We start from the raw sequence: 16,049 nt of genomic DNA on the forward strand, positions 1-16,049 counted from the left end.
AGCCAACCTTGCTCTCGCTTCTCCGTAGTTAATTGCTATCCGATCTAAGTGAATATCCGTAGCCATCGCTACGTTGAATAAGGGTGCAGTATCGATGGCTGATGCCTTGAACTAGTCCCTCTGCGGTTTGAATATTAAAGCTACCTGATGCCCTAACGGCAACGCGACCCACGTACGTTCCTACCTTCTTGCCTTTCGTGACGAGCGCTTTCACCCTATCACCCGTCTGAAAGCCATGAATTCGTTTTTGCCGTGTTAAATAGCCTCGCGGGAAGCCAAAACGATTAAGGCGTGTGCGTTGATAACTACCGCGCCCAGTGGCTTTAATCGCTAATGTCGGCTTTTGCCACTGCTCAACATGATCCACTTGGCCCACACATACGGCATCTAAGGCATGCGTCTTTGGTATAGCGAGTCGTGAGCGATTGCACTTCGTTAAGCCGCCAGAGCCCGTGCGTACAGACAACCCTGTTGCTTTGAGTGCATTAAAGAGCTGACATCGCGTGGCGTTAACCGCCGCGGCATCTCGTAAACGGCGTTTTGCTTGGGCTTGAATTTTAGTTAAGCGTTTAGGGTCTTTTGCCAAGAACAGCGTGATGTCTTGCGCGGCCTTTTTTAGGTTACACGGTGCACACGCGAGCGTTAAATTGCTGACGCGATTCGAGCCGCCACGCGCTTTCGGGTGTATGTGGTCAATTTGCAGCGGCACAGTTGACGCATCGCAGTAAGCGCATTGTCGTCGCCACTTCTCTAATAAATACTCCCGCACCTCATAGCCCGCTAATTCGCCTTGCTGGTATTCCATGCCCGCTATTTCCGGGTTTTCAAGTTGCTGCATATCAAAACGAACCAACTCTTGTGCCAGGTGCGTAATTGGTGCCACGCTCCGTAGTCGCGCAACCCAAGATAACGTGGTGTCGATTCGATGCTGTAAGCTAGGCGCGAGCCACCCTTTGCCTTTGTTTTTTCGATTGAGAAATCGAGGTGCACGGTAACGTAAGTTGACACTACGACGGCGACGACGCATTTGGCGTCTCACTGTTAAGGCGTGACTAATTTGAAACCCACGATGTATCAACTCGAACAGGTTTAGTACGTGGGCTGTAGTTATTATTTCGCCCGTTTCCGCGTTAACGGTATTGTTATTGCGAACTAACGCTAGCCCTGATATTTTACTGCCAGGATCGATTTTAAGCTCTAACGGTTGTAACTCGCATAGTGCCACCTCCCTATCAATCAAGCGAATCGTAAAGGGGATCAATCGATGCACCCTGGCTCGCCCTCGCGCCAAAAGCAGTCTTGCTCGCTTCTCGGAGCACGGCATCAAGGGCACTTGACGTCTATCTACTACAAAAACAGCCATGGCTATTTTCTCCTAAATAATGCCCTTACGGGCCTGGTGACGGAGGCTTACGCCTCGCTCCCCTCGACAAGGTTAATGTCCCGCTAGATGCCTAAAGCACCATGCGGTAGCCCGTTTCGTGCCTACCCGAGGCGTGTCTGCGGCTACCGCTTACAGCGCTTGGAACTGAGGAAGCATTCCAAGGTGCGTCTTGAACGTAACACCAACGTAGCGCTATAACAGCGCTGAGTCTGGTCAATCTAGGCATACACAGAGTGAATCTGGCATGCCTCGCCCTTTAGGGCGGGGTTATTGACTATTTTTTTTCCCTTGAGAAATACGTTGATGACGCGCCCTTGCTTCGCGCAAGCTATGCCAAATTCCACCATGGTGGCCAAAAAAAATAGAAATGAAGTACACAGCGCCTGCCATTAAGATAATAGCAGGCGAAGCCGGCACATCTGCATGAAAAGAAAAAAGCAAGCCAAAATAAGAGGTAATAGCCCCTAAAATACCGGCACACACCATTTGACTACTGGCTGAATGCACCCAAAAGCGTGCCGAGGCCGCTGGCAGCATCATAATACCCACTACCATTAAGGTACCCAACACTTGGAAGCCAGCCACTAAAGTCATCACTAATAATATTAAAAATACGGCATGCACCCAGCCGGTACGCCGCCCTTGGGCACGAAGAAACAGCGGATCTAGGCACTCCATGACTAAAGGCCTATAAATCAGTGCTAAAACCACTAAGGCTAGCGTAGAGGTGCTAGTAACAAGCAATAAAGCGGCATCATCTAGCCCTAATACCGTACCAAACAACACATGTAACAAATCCATATTGGAGCCACGTAACGACACCAACAACACCCCTAAACCTAAAGACACCAGATAAAAGGCCGCAAAGCTAGCATCTTCACGTAAAGGAGTAATACGTGCCACGGCCCCTGCTAATAGCGCCACCACTAAACCGGTAATCACGCCGCCTAGTGCCATAGCGCCTAATGACAAACCAGCCGTTAAAAATCCTACGGCCACTCCAGGCAAAATAGCATGTGCCATGGCATCGCCCATTAAACTCATGCGCCGTAGTATCAGAAATACCCCTAAGGGGCCTGCCGCTATTGCTAAAGCAAACGAGCCGGCTAAAGCACGGCGCATAAAACCAAAATCCATGAAGGGCGAGACCAACCAATCAATGAGCATTACAGAAAGTCTCCTGCACATAGATGGCGTGCTAAGTGTAAATTCTCAGGGCTAAGCACCTCAGTACTGGGCCCCCAGCCCACGAGTTGCCCACCTAAAAGCACACTCGTAGGAAAATGTTCACGCACCATATCAAGCTCATGTAAAACCGCAATTACCGTGCGCCCTTGGGCATGCCAATCTAAAATCAAAGCGAGTAAATCTTGGGTAGTATCCGTATCTACAGCGGCAAAAGGCTCATCAAGTAAAATCACCGCGGTATCTTGTAATAAAAGCCGAGCAAATAAAGCGCGCTGAAACTGCCCGCCTGATAAGGTATTTATACTGCGAGAAGCAAAATCAGCCATACCCACGGTTTGTAAAACCTGCTGTATACGTTGGTGTTCTTTGCCCTTAACACCTTTAAAGACACCTATACGCGCCCAAGCTCCCATGGCTACCAAATCATAAACCGTAATAGGAAAACTGCGATCTATATCGGCTTGTTGAGGTAAAAATGCCAGATCGGTACTGGGATCTAGGTGTAAATGTATATGACCTTGTATAGGCGCTATCTGACCCATGAGACCTTTAAGCAACGTGGACTTACCCGCACCATTTGGTCCTACTACCGCATATAGTCCACCTTGTAAAAACTGGCCACTAATATCTCGTATTGCCACCTTATCGCGCCAACCCAAGCTTAAATGCTCAAGCTCTATAATAGGTACACTCATAACCAGCCTAAAGCCCACGCACTAAGTAACCACATTAACGCCACCACGATGGTTACCACTAGCAAACGCTGTAGAGCAGATGACAGCAAAGAGGACCCTGTATATTTATGTGTAGATCTACGCATGTTTTCCAAAAGGCAATATGTATGAAGAAGCAAAAAGAAAGTATATCAACAAACTGCTGCTGAATATGAAAACTCTCTCATCGACTCACTCTTGTAATACAATGAGCCACCCCCATATATAAGAGCACTATTTATTACGAGAACTACTATGCAAACCGCTATAGAGAAAATGGTTCCGGTTACGGTACTGACTGGTTTTTTAGGTGCTGGTAAAACCACCCTATTAAAACGTATTTTGTCCGAATTTCACGGGCGTCGTATTGCGGTGATTGAAAATGAATTTGGGCCTGAAAACATAGACAACGAACTGTTAGTTCAAGACAGCGAAGAAGAAATTATTGAACTCAGTAATGGCTGCGTCTGCTGCACCGTGCGCGGCGATCTCATGCGTACTCTTAATGATTTACGTATTAAACGTGAACGAGGTGAGCTCAGTTTTGAACGCGTGATTATTGAAACCACCGGGATGGCTAACCCAGGCCCGGTGTGTCAAACCTTTTTCATGGATGATGACATTGCTGAATATTATCGTTTAGACGCGGTAATTACCGTCGTAGACGCTAAACACGGCATGGTCACCTTAGATAATCAAAGTGAATCGCAAAAGCAAATCGGCTTTGCCGATCGTATTCTTATTTCTAAAAAAGATTTAGTGGATCAAGAAGAGTACGAAAAGCTGTGCCAACGTATTGTGCGTATTAATCCACGTGCTACTATCACTGCTGTGCATTTTGGCGAAACCGAGTTAAATACGATTTTAGATATTAGTGGTTTTAATTTAAATGATATCTTAAACATAGATCCAGAATTTATGGCCGCGGAGGATTCTGTGCATGATCACGATCACACACATGCGCACCATAATCACACCGCACACCAAGACAGTGTCAGTGCGTTTGTATTTAAATCACATCGCCCTTTTGACCCAGAGCTCTTAGAAGAATTTTTAGGGGGTGTAGCTCAAGTCTTTGGACCTGATTTACTACGCTATAAAGGGGTGATATATATTGATGGCGCCAATAGAAGAATGTTGTTTCAGGGCGTGCACATGATGATGGGCGCCGAGCCTGGGAAACCTTGGCTAGCTAAGGAGACACCTGAAACTAAATTGGTTTTTATAGGAAACAACCTTCCTAAAACCGTGTTTATGCAGGGACTAGAACAGTGCCTAGTTTAAATGATAAAAAGGAACTATTATGGCAAGCAATTCAGACAAACAGTTAACAGTAGACGAACTCTTGGCCATGCCTGAAGCCGATTACATGAATGAGGCTCAACTGGCATTTTTTCAACACCGTTTGCGTGAGCTAGAAAAGGAAATTCTTGCCAATGCTGGCGTCACCACTGAGAATCTACGTGAGACGCAGTTTGCTCCAGACCCTGCAGACCGCGCTACTATAGAAGAAGAACACGCTCTAGAATTACGTACCCGTGATCGCGAGCGTAAGCTTCTAAAAAAGGTCCAACAATCCCTACACCTGATTGAGTCAGGTGAGTACGGTTGGTGTGAAGAAACCGGTGAAGCTATTGGCCTCAAGCGTTTACTCGCACGCCCTACTGCCAATTTATCTTTAGAGGCACAAGAGCGTAGAGAAAAACGCCAAAAGCTATACGGTGATTAAAACCGCTTGCTTTGCCATTTTGAAAGCCACTCGATGTTTGAGTGGCTTTCTTTGTGCTGCTTACACTAGTCTTGAAATTTTACGCTCTCATCCCCATCTACTAAAGCATATAAAGTAAAGGATCATAATGGAACAATATCACGCCACTACTATCATCGCCGTGCGACGCGGTGACGAAGTCGCCATCGGTGGTGACGGTCAAGTCACTTTAGGAAATATCGTTGTAAAGGGCACGGCATGTAAAATTCGTCGCCTTTATAAAAATCGGGTATTAGCCGGTTTTGCAGGTGCTACCGCCGATGCGTTTACCTTACAAGAACGCTTTGAAGAAAAACTCGAAAAATATTCAGGCCATCTTATGCGTGCAGCCGTAGAGCTAACGCGTGATTGGCGTACTGATCGCGTCTTGCGCAGATTAGAAGCGATGTTGATCGTTGCCGATAAAGAACACACCTTAATTTTAACGGGCAACGGAGACGTATTAGAGCCAGAAAACGGTATTGCCGCTATTGGTTCCGGTGGCTCCTATGCTCAGTCTGCAGGTCTGGCCTTATTAGCGCACACGGATTTACCCCCTGCAGAAATTGTCAAGAAATCCCTAGAGATCGCTGGTGATTTGTGTATATATACAAACCAAAACCACGTTCTAGAAACCTTATAACTCTTAGCTTCAGGTTTATACTATGTCAGCATCAACCATGACCCCCGCCGAAATCGTTTCTGAATTAGACAAAAACATTGTGGGTCAAAATAACGCCAAGCGTTCCGTTGCAGTTGCTCTACGCAACCGCTGGCGTCGCCAGCAAGTGGCCGACCCCTTACGCAACGAAATCGTTCCCAAAAACATTTTAATGATAGGCCCTACTGGAGTAGGTAAAACAGAAATTGCACGTCGCTTAGCCAAATTGGCAAATGCGCCCTTCATTAAAATTGAAGCCACAAAATTCACCGAAGTGGGTTACGTGGGCCGAGACGTAGAAACTATCATTCGCGATTTAGTGGACTCTTCAGTCAAACAAACACGTGAATTAGAAATGCGCCGCTTACGCACCCAAGCGGAAGATGCCGCCGAAGATCGAATTTTAGATGTGCTCATCCCGCCCGCACGGAATGCTTCAGGTGAGCCGGAGCGCAACCAAGACTCCAGCGCCCGCCAAACCTTCCGTAAGCGCTTGCGTGAAGGCACTATGGATGATACCGAGATCGAAATCGAGCTGGCACAAGCCATGCCACAGATGGAAATCATGGCGCCTCCCGGCATGGAAGAAATGACTGAGCAACTACGCGGTATGTTTGCTGGCTTAGGACGTGAGAAAACTAAACCCCGTAAAATTAAAATCAAAGAAGCGTTTAAACTGTTAGTAGAAGAAGAAGCGTCTAAGCGTATTAACGAAGAAGATTTACGTGCTGCGGCTGTCAAAAACGCCGAACAAAACGGCATTGTTTTCTTAGATGAAATCGATAAAATTACGGCCCGTGAAGGCAACACCAGTGGTGAGGTTTCACGCCAAGGGGTACAGCGCGATTTATTACCTTTAGTGGAAGGGACTACCGTCACTACCAAGTACGGTGTGGTGCGTACCGATCATATTTTATTTATTGCTTCGGGCGCTTTCCACTTATCCAGACCTTCAGATCTGATCCCTGAACTACAAGGGCGCTTCCCTATACGAGTGGAACTAGACTCTTTAACGGCTGAAGACTTCGTGCAGATTTTATCTACTACAGACTCCTCTCTCACCAAGCAATACACTGCCCTCATGGCCACCGAAGACGTCACCTTAGACTTCTTAGATGAAGGCATACTACGCCTAGCTGAGCTCGCATTTGAGGTCAATGAGCGCACTGAAAACATCGGTGCCCGTCGCTTATATACCGTTATGGAAAAGCTACTCGAAGACTTGTCTTACGAGGCCGGCTCTAAAGGTAAGCAGCACGTCACCATTGATACCGCCTATGTGAATGATAAGCTAGCAGAAACAGCAAGTAGCGAGGACTTATCGCGCTATGTGCTGTAATTATCTTTTATTAATCTTAATCACCACATAATCACCCGCACGACGCTCGGCGGTAAATTTCACCATATCGCCGGGCGCAATTCCTACTAGCAAATTCTCATCAATTAAATACACTAAGGTCATGGCGGGCAGTTCTAGCTCGTCAATTTTGCCATGCTTAATGGTGATTTTCTTAGCTGCATTATCAATACGACGCACCTCACCACTAGCAGTACCTTGCTGCGCCATAACAGGACTAGCGGCCACCGTAATAGCACCTAAAGCAAAAACAGCAGCGGCAGTGTGACGAGTAAAAAATAAAGACATACAATTCCTTGTGAGCATTTTGATATACATATATACGTGTATTCCATTCTACAACGAGGATCTTGTATGAGCGAAGTTTTTGGCGATTATGTGTTACGCCCCGCTACCCCTAGTGACATACCACAAATTATAGAGTTAATGCGTGATATGGCAGAGTTTGAAAAGTTGCTTGATCAGTTCGACGCCACCGAAAGTGCAATTTTTAACAATCTCTTTGGAGCAGAGCCTGCTGCTAAAGCTCTAGTAATTACCCCTCAACATCAGCCCAATCAGCTAGTGGCGTATATTTTCTGGTTTCATAATTACTCCACCTTTAAAGCCAAACGGGGTTTGTATTTGGAAGACATTTATATTTCTCCTGCCCATCGTAATCAAGGTTTAGGAGGCTTTGCTTTGAAGTATTTGGCGAAAAAAGCCCTTGAACTAGATTGTGGGCGTTTTGAATGGGTGGTTTTGGATTGGAACCAAAATGCCATTGATTTTTACGAACATCACGGCGCCACCGTATTGCCCGAATGGCGTATTGTTCGTGTAGAAGGTACAGCTTTAAGGAATTTAGGCACATTATGAACAATCGTTTATCTATTATCACTACCCGCGCAGGCGATGACGGCAACACCTCTTTAGGCGATGGCCAGCGCGTGTCTAAAACGCACTTACGTATACAAGCGTTAGGCGAAGTGGATGAGCTCAATAGTCACATAGGGGTGTTACGTTGCGAAGCCTTAACCGCCGAAATTGATGCCTGCTGGGCCCGTATTCAACATGATTTATTTGATATGGGTGCTGAGTTAGCGGTGCCAGGCTATGAGGTACTCACCACTGATCATGTATTGTTCTTGGAAGAACAAACTCACCATTACAATAGTAATTTGACGCCACTTAAAGAGTTTATTTTACCCGGTGGCAGTCGTGCGGCGGCGTTAGCGCATGTGGTGCGTACTGTGGCGCGTAGAGCCGAGCGTGCCGTGATTGCACTTAATCAATCAGATGAAGGCTTAAGTGCACATAGCACTCATTACTTAAACCGTTTATCAGATCTCAGTTTTGTGCTTGCGCGTACCCTTAATCAAATCAATAATAGCCCTGATATCTTATGGCAGCGAGATTGATCATTTCCAATAGGCACCGGTTTGATGCAATTGATTTTCAGCAGACTGTAAACCACTAAGCGCTTTGCGGCCGGTGCGGGCTAAAATTTGCTCAATTAACCCCTCTACTAAAGCTGTGGCGGCCGTGCTGGAAGGAAAGAAAGACGGCACCTCAGTACCAAAAATCAAATTGCACTCAGACTCTAATGCAATAGGCGCTACCTTACTATCGCAAAGCGCAATGACTTTGCAGCCACTTTCTATGGCAGCCTCATAAACTCGTACTATTTCCTGTGAGTACGGCGCAAAAGCGGTGAGTACCACCACATCATTGGGCTCTAAAGTGCGTAATTCCATCTCTAAGGTGCCCGCCTCGGTGCGCAACATGGAAACCGTTGGCCTAAACAATCTATATAAATAATAAAAAGTAAATGCCGGTGCGTACGAAGCCCTAAAACCCGCCACATAAACCCGTTTGGCTTTAACAATAATATCTGCGGCTACGGGCATAGTCTCCGCATTAAGTGCTTCAAGCTTAGCCACATTTGCCGCCTGAGCATCCACCACATTGGTAAACATCCCCTTGGGATTGCGATTACGCACCACTGCCTTCGCCTGCTCTGTATAAGCAGAGGGAAGTTGGCGTAAAGATTGCACAAACACATCCTTAAGACCCGCCCAGCCGGTATAACCCAATGACTGCGCTAAGCGCACCAAAGTAGCAGGCTGCACACCAGCCTGCGCGGCAATGGTGCGCATAGAAGCGATGGGGACATCACCTGGGTGATCAATTAAATAACGGGCGCTAATTTGAAACTGTGGTGGCATCTCAGCGTAATGCGCTTGTAGATGCTGAATTAGCGCATCCAAGTTTTTAGGAGCTCGTGGTTTTTTATTCATAATTCTATTATATCTCAGTTAATGCTGCGTTTAGACAACACATTTATGATTCATTTTGTTTCATCAAAGGCTTTAATTGATTTATTTGTTGCATGAGCTATGCTAGAACCTAATAAGAAACATTTGTTGCATATCTTGATAAACATCAACAACTGATACGCCACCAGCTCATATTACTTAAATAGGTCGCCGCCATGACACATGTATTTCACCGCAACCCCCATACCAGCTTGCCTACCGCCGTTAAAGGTGAAGGCATTGAACTCATCGATCAAAACGGTAAACGCTATATAGACGCCTCGGGTGGGGCGGCGGTATCGTGTTTAGGGCATAGCCATGCTGATGTGATTGATGCCATTCACAAACAAATAGATGCAGTGGCGTATGCTCACACCTCTTTTTTTACTAATGATGCGGCGGAAAATTTAGCCACTTTTTTGGCAGAACGTGCTCCAGGTGATTTAAACCACGTGTATTTTGGCTCAGGGGGCTCAGAGGCAGTAGAAGCGGCGTTAAAATTGGCACGTCAATACTTTGTAGAGCTAAATCAGCCCAGCCGCCGTTTATTTATTGCGCGCAGACAAAGCTATCATGGCAATACCTTAGGTGCTCTAGCCATTGGTGGTAATGCGTGGCGCCGCGCCCCCTTTCTGCCCTTATTAACCGAAGCCCATCATGTGTCACCTTGTTATGCTTACCGTGATCAGGCAGAGAATGAAACCGAATTACAATACGCTCAGCGCTTAGCCGATGAGCTAGAGCAAAAAATTCTTGATTTAGGTCCAGATAATGTAGCGGCTTTTGTGGCAGAAACGGTAGTGGGTGCTACCGCGGGGGTATTGGCACCGGTAGAAGGTTACTTCCAAGCCATACGTGCAGTATGTGATAAATACGGTGTATTACTTATATTAGATGAAGTAATGTGTGGCATGGGCCGCACTGGGCATTTGTTTGCCTGCGCTGAAGATGGCATTGCCCCAGACATTTTAACTATAGCTAAAGGCTTGGGAGCGGGTTATCAGCCTATAGGTGCCATGATTGCGAGTTCCAAGATTTATAACACTCTCATTGAGGGATCTGGCTTCTTTCAGCATGGCCATACCTATATGGGTCACGCCACCGCTTGTGCCGCTGCCTTGGCTGTGCAGCAAGTGATAGAGCGCGATAATCTTTTAGAAAATGTTCAAGAGCGAGGCCTACAACTCCGTAATGAACTGCACGCCGCCTTAGACCATCATCCAAATGTAGGTAATATACGTGGCCGTGGCCTCATGGTGGGCATTGAGTTAGTGGCAGACAAAAACAGCAAAACTCCCTTAGACCATACGGCTAAAACACACGCTAAACTGCGTAAGGTTGCCATGGAAAAGGGCTTGTTACTCTACCCAATGGGTGGCACGGTAGATGGTATACATGGCGATCACATCCTATTAGCGCCTCCCTTTATTTGCACATCTACTGAGATTTCGCGTATTGTAGAATTAGTTAGCGCCACTATTTTTGAGGTGCTACCTTCTACAATGGAATCTGTAGCGCTTAGCGCCTAATTATTGGATGTGATTTATATGGCCCGTTTGCCTTATGCTGATTTAACCCAGCCTGAAATTAGCAATCTCGTAACACAAATAGAAGCCGAACGCGGTAGTGTGATTGAGCTTTACCAAATGCTTTTACACAGCCCTGCGGTTGCCCAAGGCTGGTTAAACCATTTAACTGGAATACGTTTAAAAAGCCAGCTCCCAGGTAACTTGCGCGAACTTATTATTATGCGTATTGCCATCTTAAATAGAGCGCCTTATGAGGCAGATCAGCATGCTCCTATCGCTTTAAAAGAAGGCCTAAGCCAAGAGCAGCTTGATGCCCTCGATGATTGGCGTGATGCCGGTGATCTGTTTACTGAAGCACAACGTGCGGTATTAGCTTATACCGACGACATGACGCTTAACGTTCAGGTACCTAAAAAAGTCTATGACGAGGTGGAGCATTTATTTAATGAGCAATTAATTGTAGAAATTACTGCTACTATTGCCACCTATAATATGGTGTCACGTTTTTTAGAAGCTTTAGAAATTCATACCTCACCCGATGTGGCTCAGCCTACAGAAAGTTAACAAACGCCACAATAAAAAACCCCATCAACTCAAATTAGGTTGATGGGGTTTTTTACGCTTAGCTACTTGCTATGCCTTACAGCATATCGCGCCCTTCGCGTTTAGCAGTACGAATATCTACAAATAATGCGCCGAGTAACAATATTAAAATACCAGCAGAAATAACTGGCCAAACTAAAATATAGGTAGTTAATAAACTTATACTCATTATTTTTCCCCTTTGTTATTTAAGATTTGCTTGCTCTAGGATGGCGTCATCTTCCTCTTGGAAAGCTATGACACGCTCCGCCAGTAGAGAGAAATCAAAATTCTCTTTACTTCTCCAGCTCATTGCCACACACACCACGGTACTCACCCCATAAGAGGTTAACGAGCCAAGCAATACTACGTAATCACGTAAGAAGCCAACGAAGTATGGCACGAGTACAATTGCAGCAATTATCCCTACTGCTATACCCAAACGGCGCGGGAAAAAAGCAAAGGTCATTAAACCAATCACCACCCCACCACCTATAGCGGCAGCAACTTCAAAAAATACACCTATAGCGCCAGTCAAAGGGAGCAATTCAAAACGCACTATAGTGAATAGAATCACGGCGCAGAATACTGCCGTAGTAAAAGCACGGTTAGTGATTTTCCCCCAATAAAAACTCGCAATTACCGGGAAAACAATAGCACCCCATAAAGCGCCCACAAACACCAACATGACGAGAATGTCTAAGCGTAAACTAGCAAAAATCACACCTATCATGGTGGCAATAATCATGGTCATACGCCCCCAAAGCAACATACGTTTTGGGTCAGGCTTGCCTTTGGCAATGTTTTTACCGTAAATATCCGTCATGACTAAAGCAGATAATGCACTGAGGTCTGAGTCTGCCGTAGATGACAATGAACCAATCACCAAAATAAAGAACAACGCAATACCAGCAGGAGGCAAATACATAGAAGCCATCTGCGGAATAATGTTGTTCATATCGCCATCAACTGGCACTAAACCTGCAAAAATTGCAAGCAAACCAAGCATACCTAAACCAATCACTACACCGGCATAACCTATAGTGGCGGTTATAAAGGTGGAACGTATTAAATCTTCCCGTACCGCAAATAAACGCTGTGCAATGGTTTGATTACCAATGGCATAGGCCAGTACTGCGATAAAGAAAGGCGCCCCTTGTTCTAAAATAGCTTTAGTAGAAAAGAAGTTAGCTTGCTCTGCATCTAAACGCCAATAGTTTTCTGCTAAAAATGTGGTGCCTCCCGCATTATAGAAAATGAGTGGAATTATCACCACCGCAGCTAAAATCATAGCAATCAGCTGTGCAAAGTCTGTCATCACCGAAGCGCGAAAACCAGACCATAAGGTATATAACAATACCCCTAATCCGGCAATCAATACCCCTTGAATAAAGCTTAAGGGACTTAATACCGATACCAGTGCCCCTGCTGCGGTAAAGTTCACCATCAAACTAATACAGCTACCTACGATATTGGAACCCGCCATAATAAGTTGACTGGATTTCCCATGCCGTGCGTGCATCACCTCAGCTAAGGTATGGGCATCCGGGGCTAACTTACGGAAACGGCGACCAAAGGGATAGATAAATAAAATCATCAAAGCCCCCCAGAAACCATAATGCATGGGCCCAGATAAACCGTATTGGAAGCCAGATGTAGCACTGGCATAAAAAGAAGCCGCCCAAATCCAGGTGGCAATCATACTTGCCGCAGACAAACCAAAGCCTACAGCACTGGTTGATACCATGTACTCATCTACGTTTTCATTTTTACGGCTAATCATCAGCGTAAGTAAAAATGTCCCTAGATAAAACCCTATTAATAAAAGTAAGGCGGTTGACGTACTGAGTTGGAAAAACTCATTGTTTTGCATATTATTATTGACCTTCATTATGTGTGTCTGTGTCAGTGTCTATTTATATTTATAGTTCTATGTTTAGACACACCACACCCTGCCGTTTCCGCATAGCTACGATGGGCGGCACATACCCCATGAAGGTGAATAAGAGATGGAGCTAATCCATTTATTATTCACCTGAATTAATTGAAATACCAATAAAAGTGCTTAATTATTAAGTAGTTAGCACAAAAGTTGTGCTAACTATTGTATATGTCTTAGCCCCTATAGTCTAGTTCATACCTATCTAGTGCAGCTACTGCTACTATATGAACTGATAGTGAAAAGCGGTTACTATCAACAATTAAAATTACTTAAGTAGGTTTATTATGTTGCCATTATTACACGCTAACCCATCAATAAAAGCTCTTATTACCACTATTGGAGCGCTATTCCTCTCTACCACTGTAACACTAGCAGCAGACACAGAAACGGAGGCGCTTAACAATCAAAACACCGCCGTTGATTTAGACGCCTTCCCCGCTCCTGAAGCCAACTACGAGCGTCATATTATCCGTCTGCCCGTTGGCAACTATGAAAACAACCTGAAAATAGAACTTTTGCCCGGGAAAGTGCAAGAGATAGACTGTAATCCCACGCATTATACGGGCCAACTCACTGAAAAAACCTTAGAAGGCTGGGGTTATAATTATTACGAGCTTAGCGAGCTAAGCGGCCCGGTCAGTACTAAAATGGCATGTCCCGATGAAGAAAAATCTTTTAAGTTTATTCCGGTAATCACCACAGGTTCTCTGTTGGAATACAATAGCCGTTTACCAGTGGTGGTTTACTTACCTGAAGGTTTAGAACTACGTTGGCGCACATGGGTGGCTACTCCTTACAATACCGCCACTATTAATTAGTTTTATGTAGTTGTTATGTAATTTTTTAACATGCCTATTATTATTGCTTTTAGCACATTGCTAGTGTTTCAGTTGTTAGGCGAGGTAGTTGTACACCTCTTAGCCTTGTCTTTGCCTGGGCCTTTAGCAGGTATGTTATTACTGTTTTCGGCTTTGGTTATTTATAAAAAAGTGCCTCGAGCCCTAGAGCAAAGTGCCACCCTACTCATACAACACTTTATGCTGCTTTTTATTCCTGCGGTCACAGGCGTTATGCTGTATTTTGATCTCCTAAAAGAAGAATGGCTTCCTTTTGTGATGGCTGGCATTTTTGGCACGCTTATCACCATGGCTGTTACCGCTTATTGTTTATCTTGGCTCTTAAAAATAAAAAATAAAAAGCAAAAATAATGACTAAAGAAATGCTCTTGCCTATTTGGCTTTTTTTGATCGATAGCCCAGTTCTTTGGCTCACCGTCACTTTATGCGTCTATCTCTTATCTCTTTTCTTATATAGGCGCGTTAATCTAAACCCTCTGGCCTTACCTGTATTAACCTCCGTTTGCGCCATTGTAGGGATTTTAATGATCACAAAAACCCCTTACGAAAGTTACTTCGAAGGGGCACAGTTTCTTCACTTTTTAATCGGACCGGCCACCGTAGGTCTAGCTATACCGCTTTATAAACAATTACCTCGCCTAAAACAGCTTTGGTTTTCCTTAAGCGTCAGTATTACTGTGGGCTCTTTGGTGGGTTTAATCAGCGCTGCTTTAATTAGCCAATGGTCTGGTGCTAGCCCTGAAACCATTATCTCCCTCATGCCTAAATCTGCCACGATGCCCATCGCCATGCCCGTGGCGGATTATTTTGGTGGGCAGCCTTCCCTAACCGCTGTTTCTGTGGCTTTTACTGGGATTGTAGGTAGTATTATGGCCTGGCCGTTGTTTCATTTATTACGCATTAACGACCCCATCGTACGTGGGGTCGCTACCGGAGTATCCACGCATGCCATTGGTACGGCGCGTTTAATTCAAATCAGCGAAACCATGGGTGCTTTTTCAGCATTGGCTATGAGCCTGACTGGAATTCTAACCGCCGTATTTATGCCTTTTGTGGTGCAGTGGCTAATTTGACATCCTCCTCGCCCTAAAGGACAAGGATTCCTACAGCGTTCAAGCGACCATCGCCTGACTCGCTTCGGTGGGTTCTTGGCCCGACGCCCCTAACTGCGGGCGAAGTGTCTGCACAAGCTAACTGGGCGTGTCCCGCCCTTAACACATTGATCGCGCCGACTAAATCGGCGTTTTCCTCGAAATCACAGCTCACACACTGGAACCGCGCTTGGCTGCGCCGATTTTCTTTGGCGATATGACCGCAACAAGGGCAGGTTCGACTGGTGTTTCTGGGGGGTACGGCAAGGAGTTCCCCGCCCAACCAAGCCAGTTTGTAGTCTAGCTGACGCCGAAACTCGAACCATCCTTGATCAAGGATGGCTTTGTTTAGGCCCGATTTGGCTTTCACGTTTCGCCCTGGTCTTTCCGTTGTGCCTGATGCGGACTTGGACATATTCCGAACCGGCAAATCCTCGATACACACCATCGCGTGGTTTTGGCTAATGGTGGTCGTGGCTTTGTGCAGGTAGTCGCGTCGGGCATTGGCGATACGGGCATGGATTTTCTGGACGGTGGCCTTCGCCTTTTTCCAGTTGTTGCTAAATTTCCGTTTTCGGCTCAGCGCTCGTTGCGCCTTTGCCAAGGCTTTCTCTTGGCGTCTAAAGCGATTGAGCGGAGCGACATACGAGCCATCGCTCAGGGTGGCAAAACGGGCAATTCCCATATCGATACCCACGATG

Annotated in this window: 19 protein-coding genes and 1 pseudogene; 11 read left to right on the forward strand and 9 right to left on the reverse strand. The window is 45.8% G+C overall.

Annotated features, from left to right (window positions below):
- Positions 1 to 28: 28 nt before the first annotated feature.
- The 4 genes from iscB to AC2UZJ_RS04580 all read right to left on the reverse strand — a co-directional run bounded on the left by iscB (position 29) and on the right by AC2UZJ_RS04580 (position 3,392).
- Positions 29 to 1,363 (reverse strand): RNA-guided endonuclease IscB, encoded by a 1,335-nt coding sequence (gene iscB, locus AC2UZJ_RS04565; protein WP_486948927.1) that lies wholly within the window; start codon positions 1,361 to 1,363, stop codon positions 29 to 31.
- 288 nt (positions 1,364 to 1,651) lie between these two features.
- Complete coding sequence (locus tag AC2UZJ_RS04570) at positions 1,652 to 2,551, reverse strand: metal ABC transporter permease (RefSeq protein ID WP_486948928.1); 900 nt, start codon at positions 2,549 to 2,551, stop codon at positions 1,652 to 1,654.
- Entirely contained in the window at positions 2,551 to 3,267 is a 717-nt protein-coding gene (locus AC2UZJ_RS04575; protein WP_486948929.1) for a metal ABC transporter ATP-binding protein, read from the reverse strand. Before AC2UZJ_RS04575 ends, AC2UZJ_RS04570 begins: the two co-directional genes overlap by 1 nt.
- The gene (locus tag AC2UZJ_RS04580) at positions 3,264 to 3,392 is read right to left on the reverse strand and encodes a hypothetical protein (protein ID WP_486948930.1); all 129 of its coding nucleotides are present in this window, start codon (positions 3,390 to 3,392) and stop codon (positions 3,264 to 3,266) included. The genes AC2UZJ_RS04575 and AC2UZJ_RS04580 overlap by 4 nt, the downstream gene beginning before the upstream one ends.
- Positions 3,393 to 3,540: 148 nt before the next feature.
- Between AC2UZJ_RS04580 and AC2UZJ_RS04585 the strand changes: the two genes are divergently transcribed.
- From AC2UZJ_RS04585 to hslU, 4 genes are all read left to right on the forward strand, one after another.
- Positions 3,541 to 4,569 (forward strand): CobW family GTP-binding protein, encoded by a 1,029-nt coding sequence (locus tag AC2UZJ_RS04585; RefSeq protein WP_486948931.1) that lies wholly within the window; start codon positions 3,541 to 3,543, stop codon positions 4,567 to 4,569.
- Positions 4,570 to 4,588: 19 nt separating this feature from the next.
- Complete coding sequence (dksA, locus tag AC2UZJ_RS04590) at positions 4,589 to 5,014, forward strand: RNA polymerase-binding protein DksA (protein WP_486948932.1); 426 nt, start codon at positions 4,589 to 4,591, stop codon at positions 5,012 to 5,014.
- 127 nt (positions 5,015 to 5,141) lie between these two features.
- Positions 5,142 to 5,675 carry an ATP-dependent protease subunit HslV gene (hslV, locus tag AC2UZJ_RS04595; protein ID WP_486948933.1) on the forward strand — a complete coding sequence of 178 codons (534 nt, stop codon included), beginning with the start codon at positions 5,142 to 5,144 and terminating at the stop codon, positions 5,673 to 5,675.
- Between the two features lie 22 nt (positions 5,676 to 5,697).
- Positions 5,698 to 7,032, forward strand: coding sequence for an ATP-dependent protease ATPase subunit HslU (gene hslU, locus AC2UZJ_RS04600; RefSeq protein ID WP_486948934.1), 1,335 nt, complete (start codon positions 5,698 to 5,700; stop codon positions 7,030 to 7,032).
- Here the strand turns inward: hslU and AC2UZJ_RS04605 are convergent, their stop codons facing one another.
- Positions 7,033 to 7,338, reverse strand: a complete 306-nt coding sequence (locus AC2UZJ_RS04605; RefSeq protein ID WP_486948935.1) for a copper-binding protein — start codon at positions 7,336 to 7,338, stop codon at positions 7,033 to 7,035. It abuts the gene before it with no gap.
- A gap of 66 nt (positions 7,339 to 7,404) precedes the next feature.
- On the opposite strand from AC2UZJ_RS04605, the gene AC2UZJ_RS04610 reads away from it, so the two are divergent.
- Positions 7,405 to 7,908 (forward strand): GNAT family N-acetyltransferase, encoded by a 504-nt coding sequence (locus AC2UZJ_RS04610; protein ID WP_486948936.1) that lies wholly within the window; start codon positions 7,405 to 7,407, stop codon positions 7,906 to 7,908.
- Positions 7,905 to 8,450, forward strand: coding sequence for a cob(I)yrinic acid a,c-diamide adenosyltransferase (locus AC2UZJ_RS04615; RefSeq protein ID WP_486948937.1), 546 nt, complete (start codon positions 7,905 to 7,907; stop codon positions 8,448 to 8,450). Before AC2UZJ_RS04610 ends, AC2UZJ_RS04615 begins: the two co-directional genes overlap by 4 nt.
- Here AC2UZJ_RS04615 and AC2UZJ_RS04620 read toward each other — a convergent pair whose 3' ends face one another.
- A complete protein-coding gene (locus AC2UZJ_RS04620; protein WP_486948938.1) occupies positions 8,451 to 9,329 on the reverse strand; it encodes a MurR/RpiR family transcriptional regulator in 879 nt (292 codons plus the stop codon).
- Positions 9,330 to 9,523: 194 nt separating this feature from the next.
- Here AC2UZJ_RS04620 and AC2UZJ_RS04625 point away from each other — a divergent pair, with 194 nt between their 5' ends.
- Together AC2UZJ_RS04625 and AC2UZJ_RS04630 are read left to right on the forward strand one after the other, a co-directional pair.
- A complete protein-coding gene (locus tag AC2UZJ_RS04625) occupies positions 9,524 to 10,876 on the forward strand; it encodes an aspartate aminotransferase family protein (RefSeq protein ID WP_486948939.1) in 1,353 nt (450 codons plus the stop codon).
- An 18-nt stretch (positions 10,877 to 10,894) separates the two neighbouring features.
- Complete coding sequence (locus AC2UZJ_RS04630) at positions 10,895 to 11,440, forward strand: carboxymuconolactone decarboxylase family protein (RefSeq protein ID WP_486948940.1); 546 nt, start codon at positions 10,895 to 10,897, stop codon at positions 11,438 to 11,440.
- Positions 11,441 to 11,516: 76 nt separating this feature from the next.
- Here AC2UZJ_RS04630 and AC2UZJ_RS04635 read toward each other — a convergent pair whose 3' ends face one another.
- The gene (locus AC2UZJ_RS04635) at positions 11,517 to 11,648 is read right to left on the reverse strand and encodes a putative transporter small subunit (protein WP_486948941.1); all 132 of its coding nucleotides are present in this window, start codon (positions 11,646 to 11,648) and stop codon (positions 11,517 to 11,519) included.
- A gap of 15 nt (positions 11,649 to 11,663) precedes the next feature.
- The gene (locus AC2UZJ_RS04640; RefSeq protein WP_486948942.1) at positions 11,664 to 13,331 is read right to left on the reverse strand and encodes a sodium:solute symporter family protein; all 1,668 of its coding nucleotides are present in this window, start codon (positions 13,329 to 13,331) and stop codon (positions 11,664 to 11,666) included.
- A gap of 353 nt (positions 13,332 to 13,684) precedes the next feature.
- Here AC2UZJ_RS04640 and eco point away from each other — a divergent pair, with 353 nt between their 5' ends.
- The 3 genes from eco to AC2UZJ_RS04655 are packed head-to-tail and all read left to right on the forward strand — an operon-like array spanning position 13,685 to position 15,330.
- The gene (gene eco, locus AC2UZJ_RS04645) at positions 13,685 to 14,218 is read left to right on the forward strand and encodes a serine protease inhibitor ecotin (protein WP_486948943.1); all 534 of its coding nucleotides are present in this window, start codon (positions 13,685 to 13,687) and stop codon (positions 14,216 to 14,218) included.
- Between the two features lie 30 nt (positions 14,219 to 14,248).
- The gene (locus tag AC2UZJ_RS04650; RefSeq protein WP_486948944.1) at positions 14,249 to 14,608 is read left to right on the forward strand and encodes a CidA/LrgA family protein; all 360 of its coding nucleotides are present in this window, start codon (positions 14,249 to 14,251) and stop codon (positions 14,606 to 14,608) included.
- On the forward strand, positions 14,608 to 15,330 hold the full coding sequence (locus AC2UZJ_RS04655; protein WP_486948945.1) for an LrgB family protein: 723 nt from the start codon (positions 14,608 to 14,610) through the stop codon (positions 15,328 to 15,330). The genes AC2UZJ_RS04650 and AC2UZJ_RS04655 overlap by 1 nt, the downstream gene beginning before the upstream one ends.
- Positions 15,331 to 15,369: 39 nt before the next feature.
- On the opposite strand, the pseudogene AC2UZJ_RS04660 reads toward AC2UZJ_RS04655, so the two are convergent.
- Positions 15,370 to 16,049 (reverse strand): annotated as a pseudogene (locus AC2UZJ_RS04660) (RNA-guided endonuclease InsQ/TnpB family protein); the annotation flags it as partial.

The organism is Paenalcaligenes sp. DL 309, assembly GCF_057475285.1.

Excerpts from the sequence above, each read along its gene's own strand:
- iscB (WP_486948927.1), bottom strand. The coding sequence starts at position 1,363 with ATGGCTGTTTTTGTAGTAGATAGACGTCAAGTGCCCTTGATGCCGTGC.
- AC2UZJ_RS04570 (WP_486948928.1), bottom strand. The coding sequence starts at position 2,551 with ATGCTCATTGATTGGTTGGTCTCGCCCTTCATGGATTTTGGTTTTATG.
- AC2UZJ_RS04575 (WP_486948929.1), bottom strand. The coding sequence starts at position 3,267 with ATGAGTGTACCTATTATAGAGCTTGAGCATTTAAGCTTGGGTTGGCGC.
- AC2UZJ_RS04580 (WP_486948930.1), bottom strand. The coding sequence starts at position 3,392 with ATGCGTAGATCTACACATAAATATACAGGGTCCTCTTTGCTGTCATCT.
- AC2UZJ_RS04585 (WP_486948931.1), top strand. The coding sequence starts at position 3,541 with ATGCAAACCGCTATAGAGAAAATGGTTCCGGTTACGGTACTGACTGGT.
- dksA (WP_486948932.1), top strand. The coding sequence starts at position 4,589 with ATGGCAAGCAATTCAGACAAACAGTTAACAGTAGACGAACTCTTGGCC.
- hslV (WP_486948933.1), top strand. The coding sequence starts at position 5,142 with ATGGAACAATATCACGCCACTACTATCATCGCCGTGCGACGCGGTGAC.
- hslU (WP_486948934.1), top strand. The coding sequence starts at position 5,698 with ATGTCAGCATCAACCATGACCCCCGCCGAAATCGTTTCTGAATTAGAC.
- AC2UZJ_RS04605 (WP_486948935.1), bottom strand. The coding sequence starts at position 7,338 with ATGTCTTTATTTTTTACTCGTCACACTGCCGCTGCTGTTTTTGCTTTA.
- AC2UZJ_RS04610 (WP_486948936.1), top strand. The coding sequence starts at position 7,405 with ATGAGCGAAGTTTTTGGCGATTATGTGTTACGCCCCGCTACCCCTAGT.
- AC2UZJ_RS04615 (WP_486948937.1), top strand. The coding sequence starts at position 7,905 with ATGAACAATCGTTTATCTATTATCACTACCCGCGCAGGCGATGACGGC.
- AC2UZJ_RS04620 (WP_486948938.1), bottom strand. The coding sequence starts at position 9,329 with ATGAATAAAAAACCACGAGCTCCTAAAAACTTGGATGCGCTAATTCAG.
- AC2UZJ_RS04625 (WP_486948939.1), top strand. The coding sequence starts at position 9,524 with ATGACACATGTATTTCACCGCAACCCCCATACCAGCTTGCCTACCGCC.
- AC2UZJ_RS04630 (WP_486948940.1), top strand. The coding sequence starts at position 10,895 with ATGGCCCGTTTGCCTTATGCTGATTTAACCCAGCCTGAAATTAGCAAT.
- AC2UZJ_RS04635 (WP_486948941.1), bottom strand. The coding sequence starts at position 11,648 with ATGAGTATAAGTTTATTAACTACCTATATTTTAGTTTGGCCAGTTATT.
- AC2UZJ_RS04640 (WP_486948942.1), bottom strand. The coding sequence starts at position 13,331 with ATGCAAAACAATGAGTTTTTCCAACTCAGTACGTCAACCGCCTTACTT.
- eco (WP_486948943.1), top strand. The coding sequence starts at position 13,685 with ATGTTGCCATTATTACACGCTAACCCATCAATAAAAGCTCTTATTACC.
- AC2UZJ_RS04650 (WP_486948944.1), top strand. The coding sequence starts at position 14,249 with ATGCCTATTATTATTGCTTTTAGCACATTGCTAGTGTTTCAGTTGTTA.
- AC2UZJ_RS04655 (WP_486948945.1), top strand. The coding sequence starts at position 14,608 with ATGACTAAAGAAATGCTCTTGCCTATTTGGCTTTTTTTGATCGATAGC.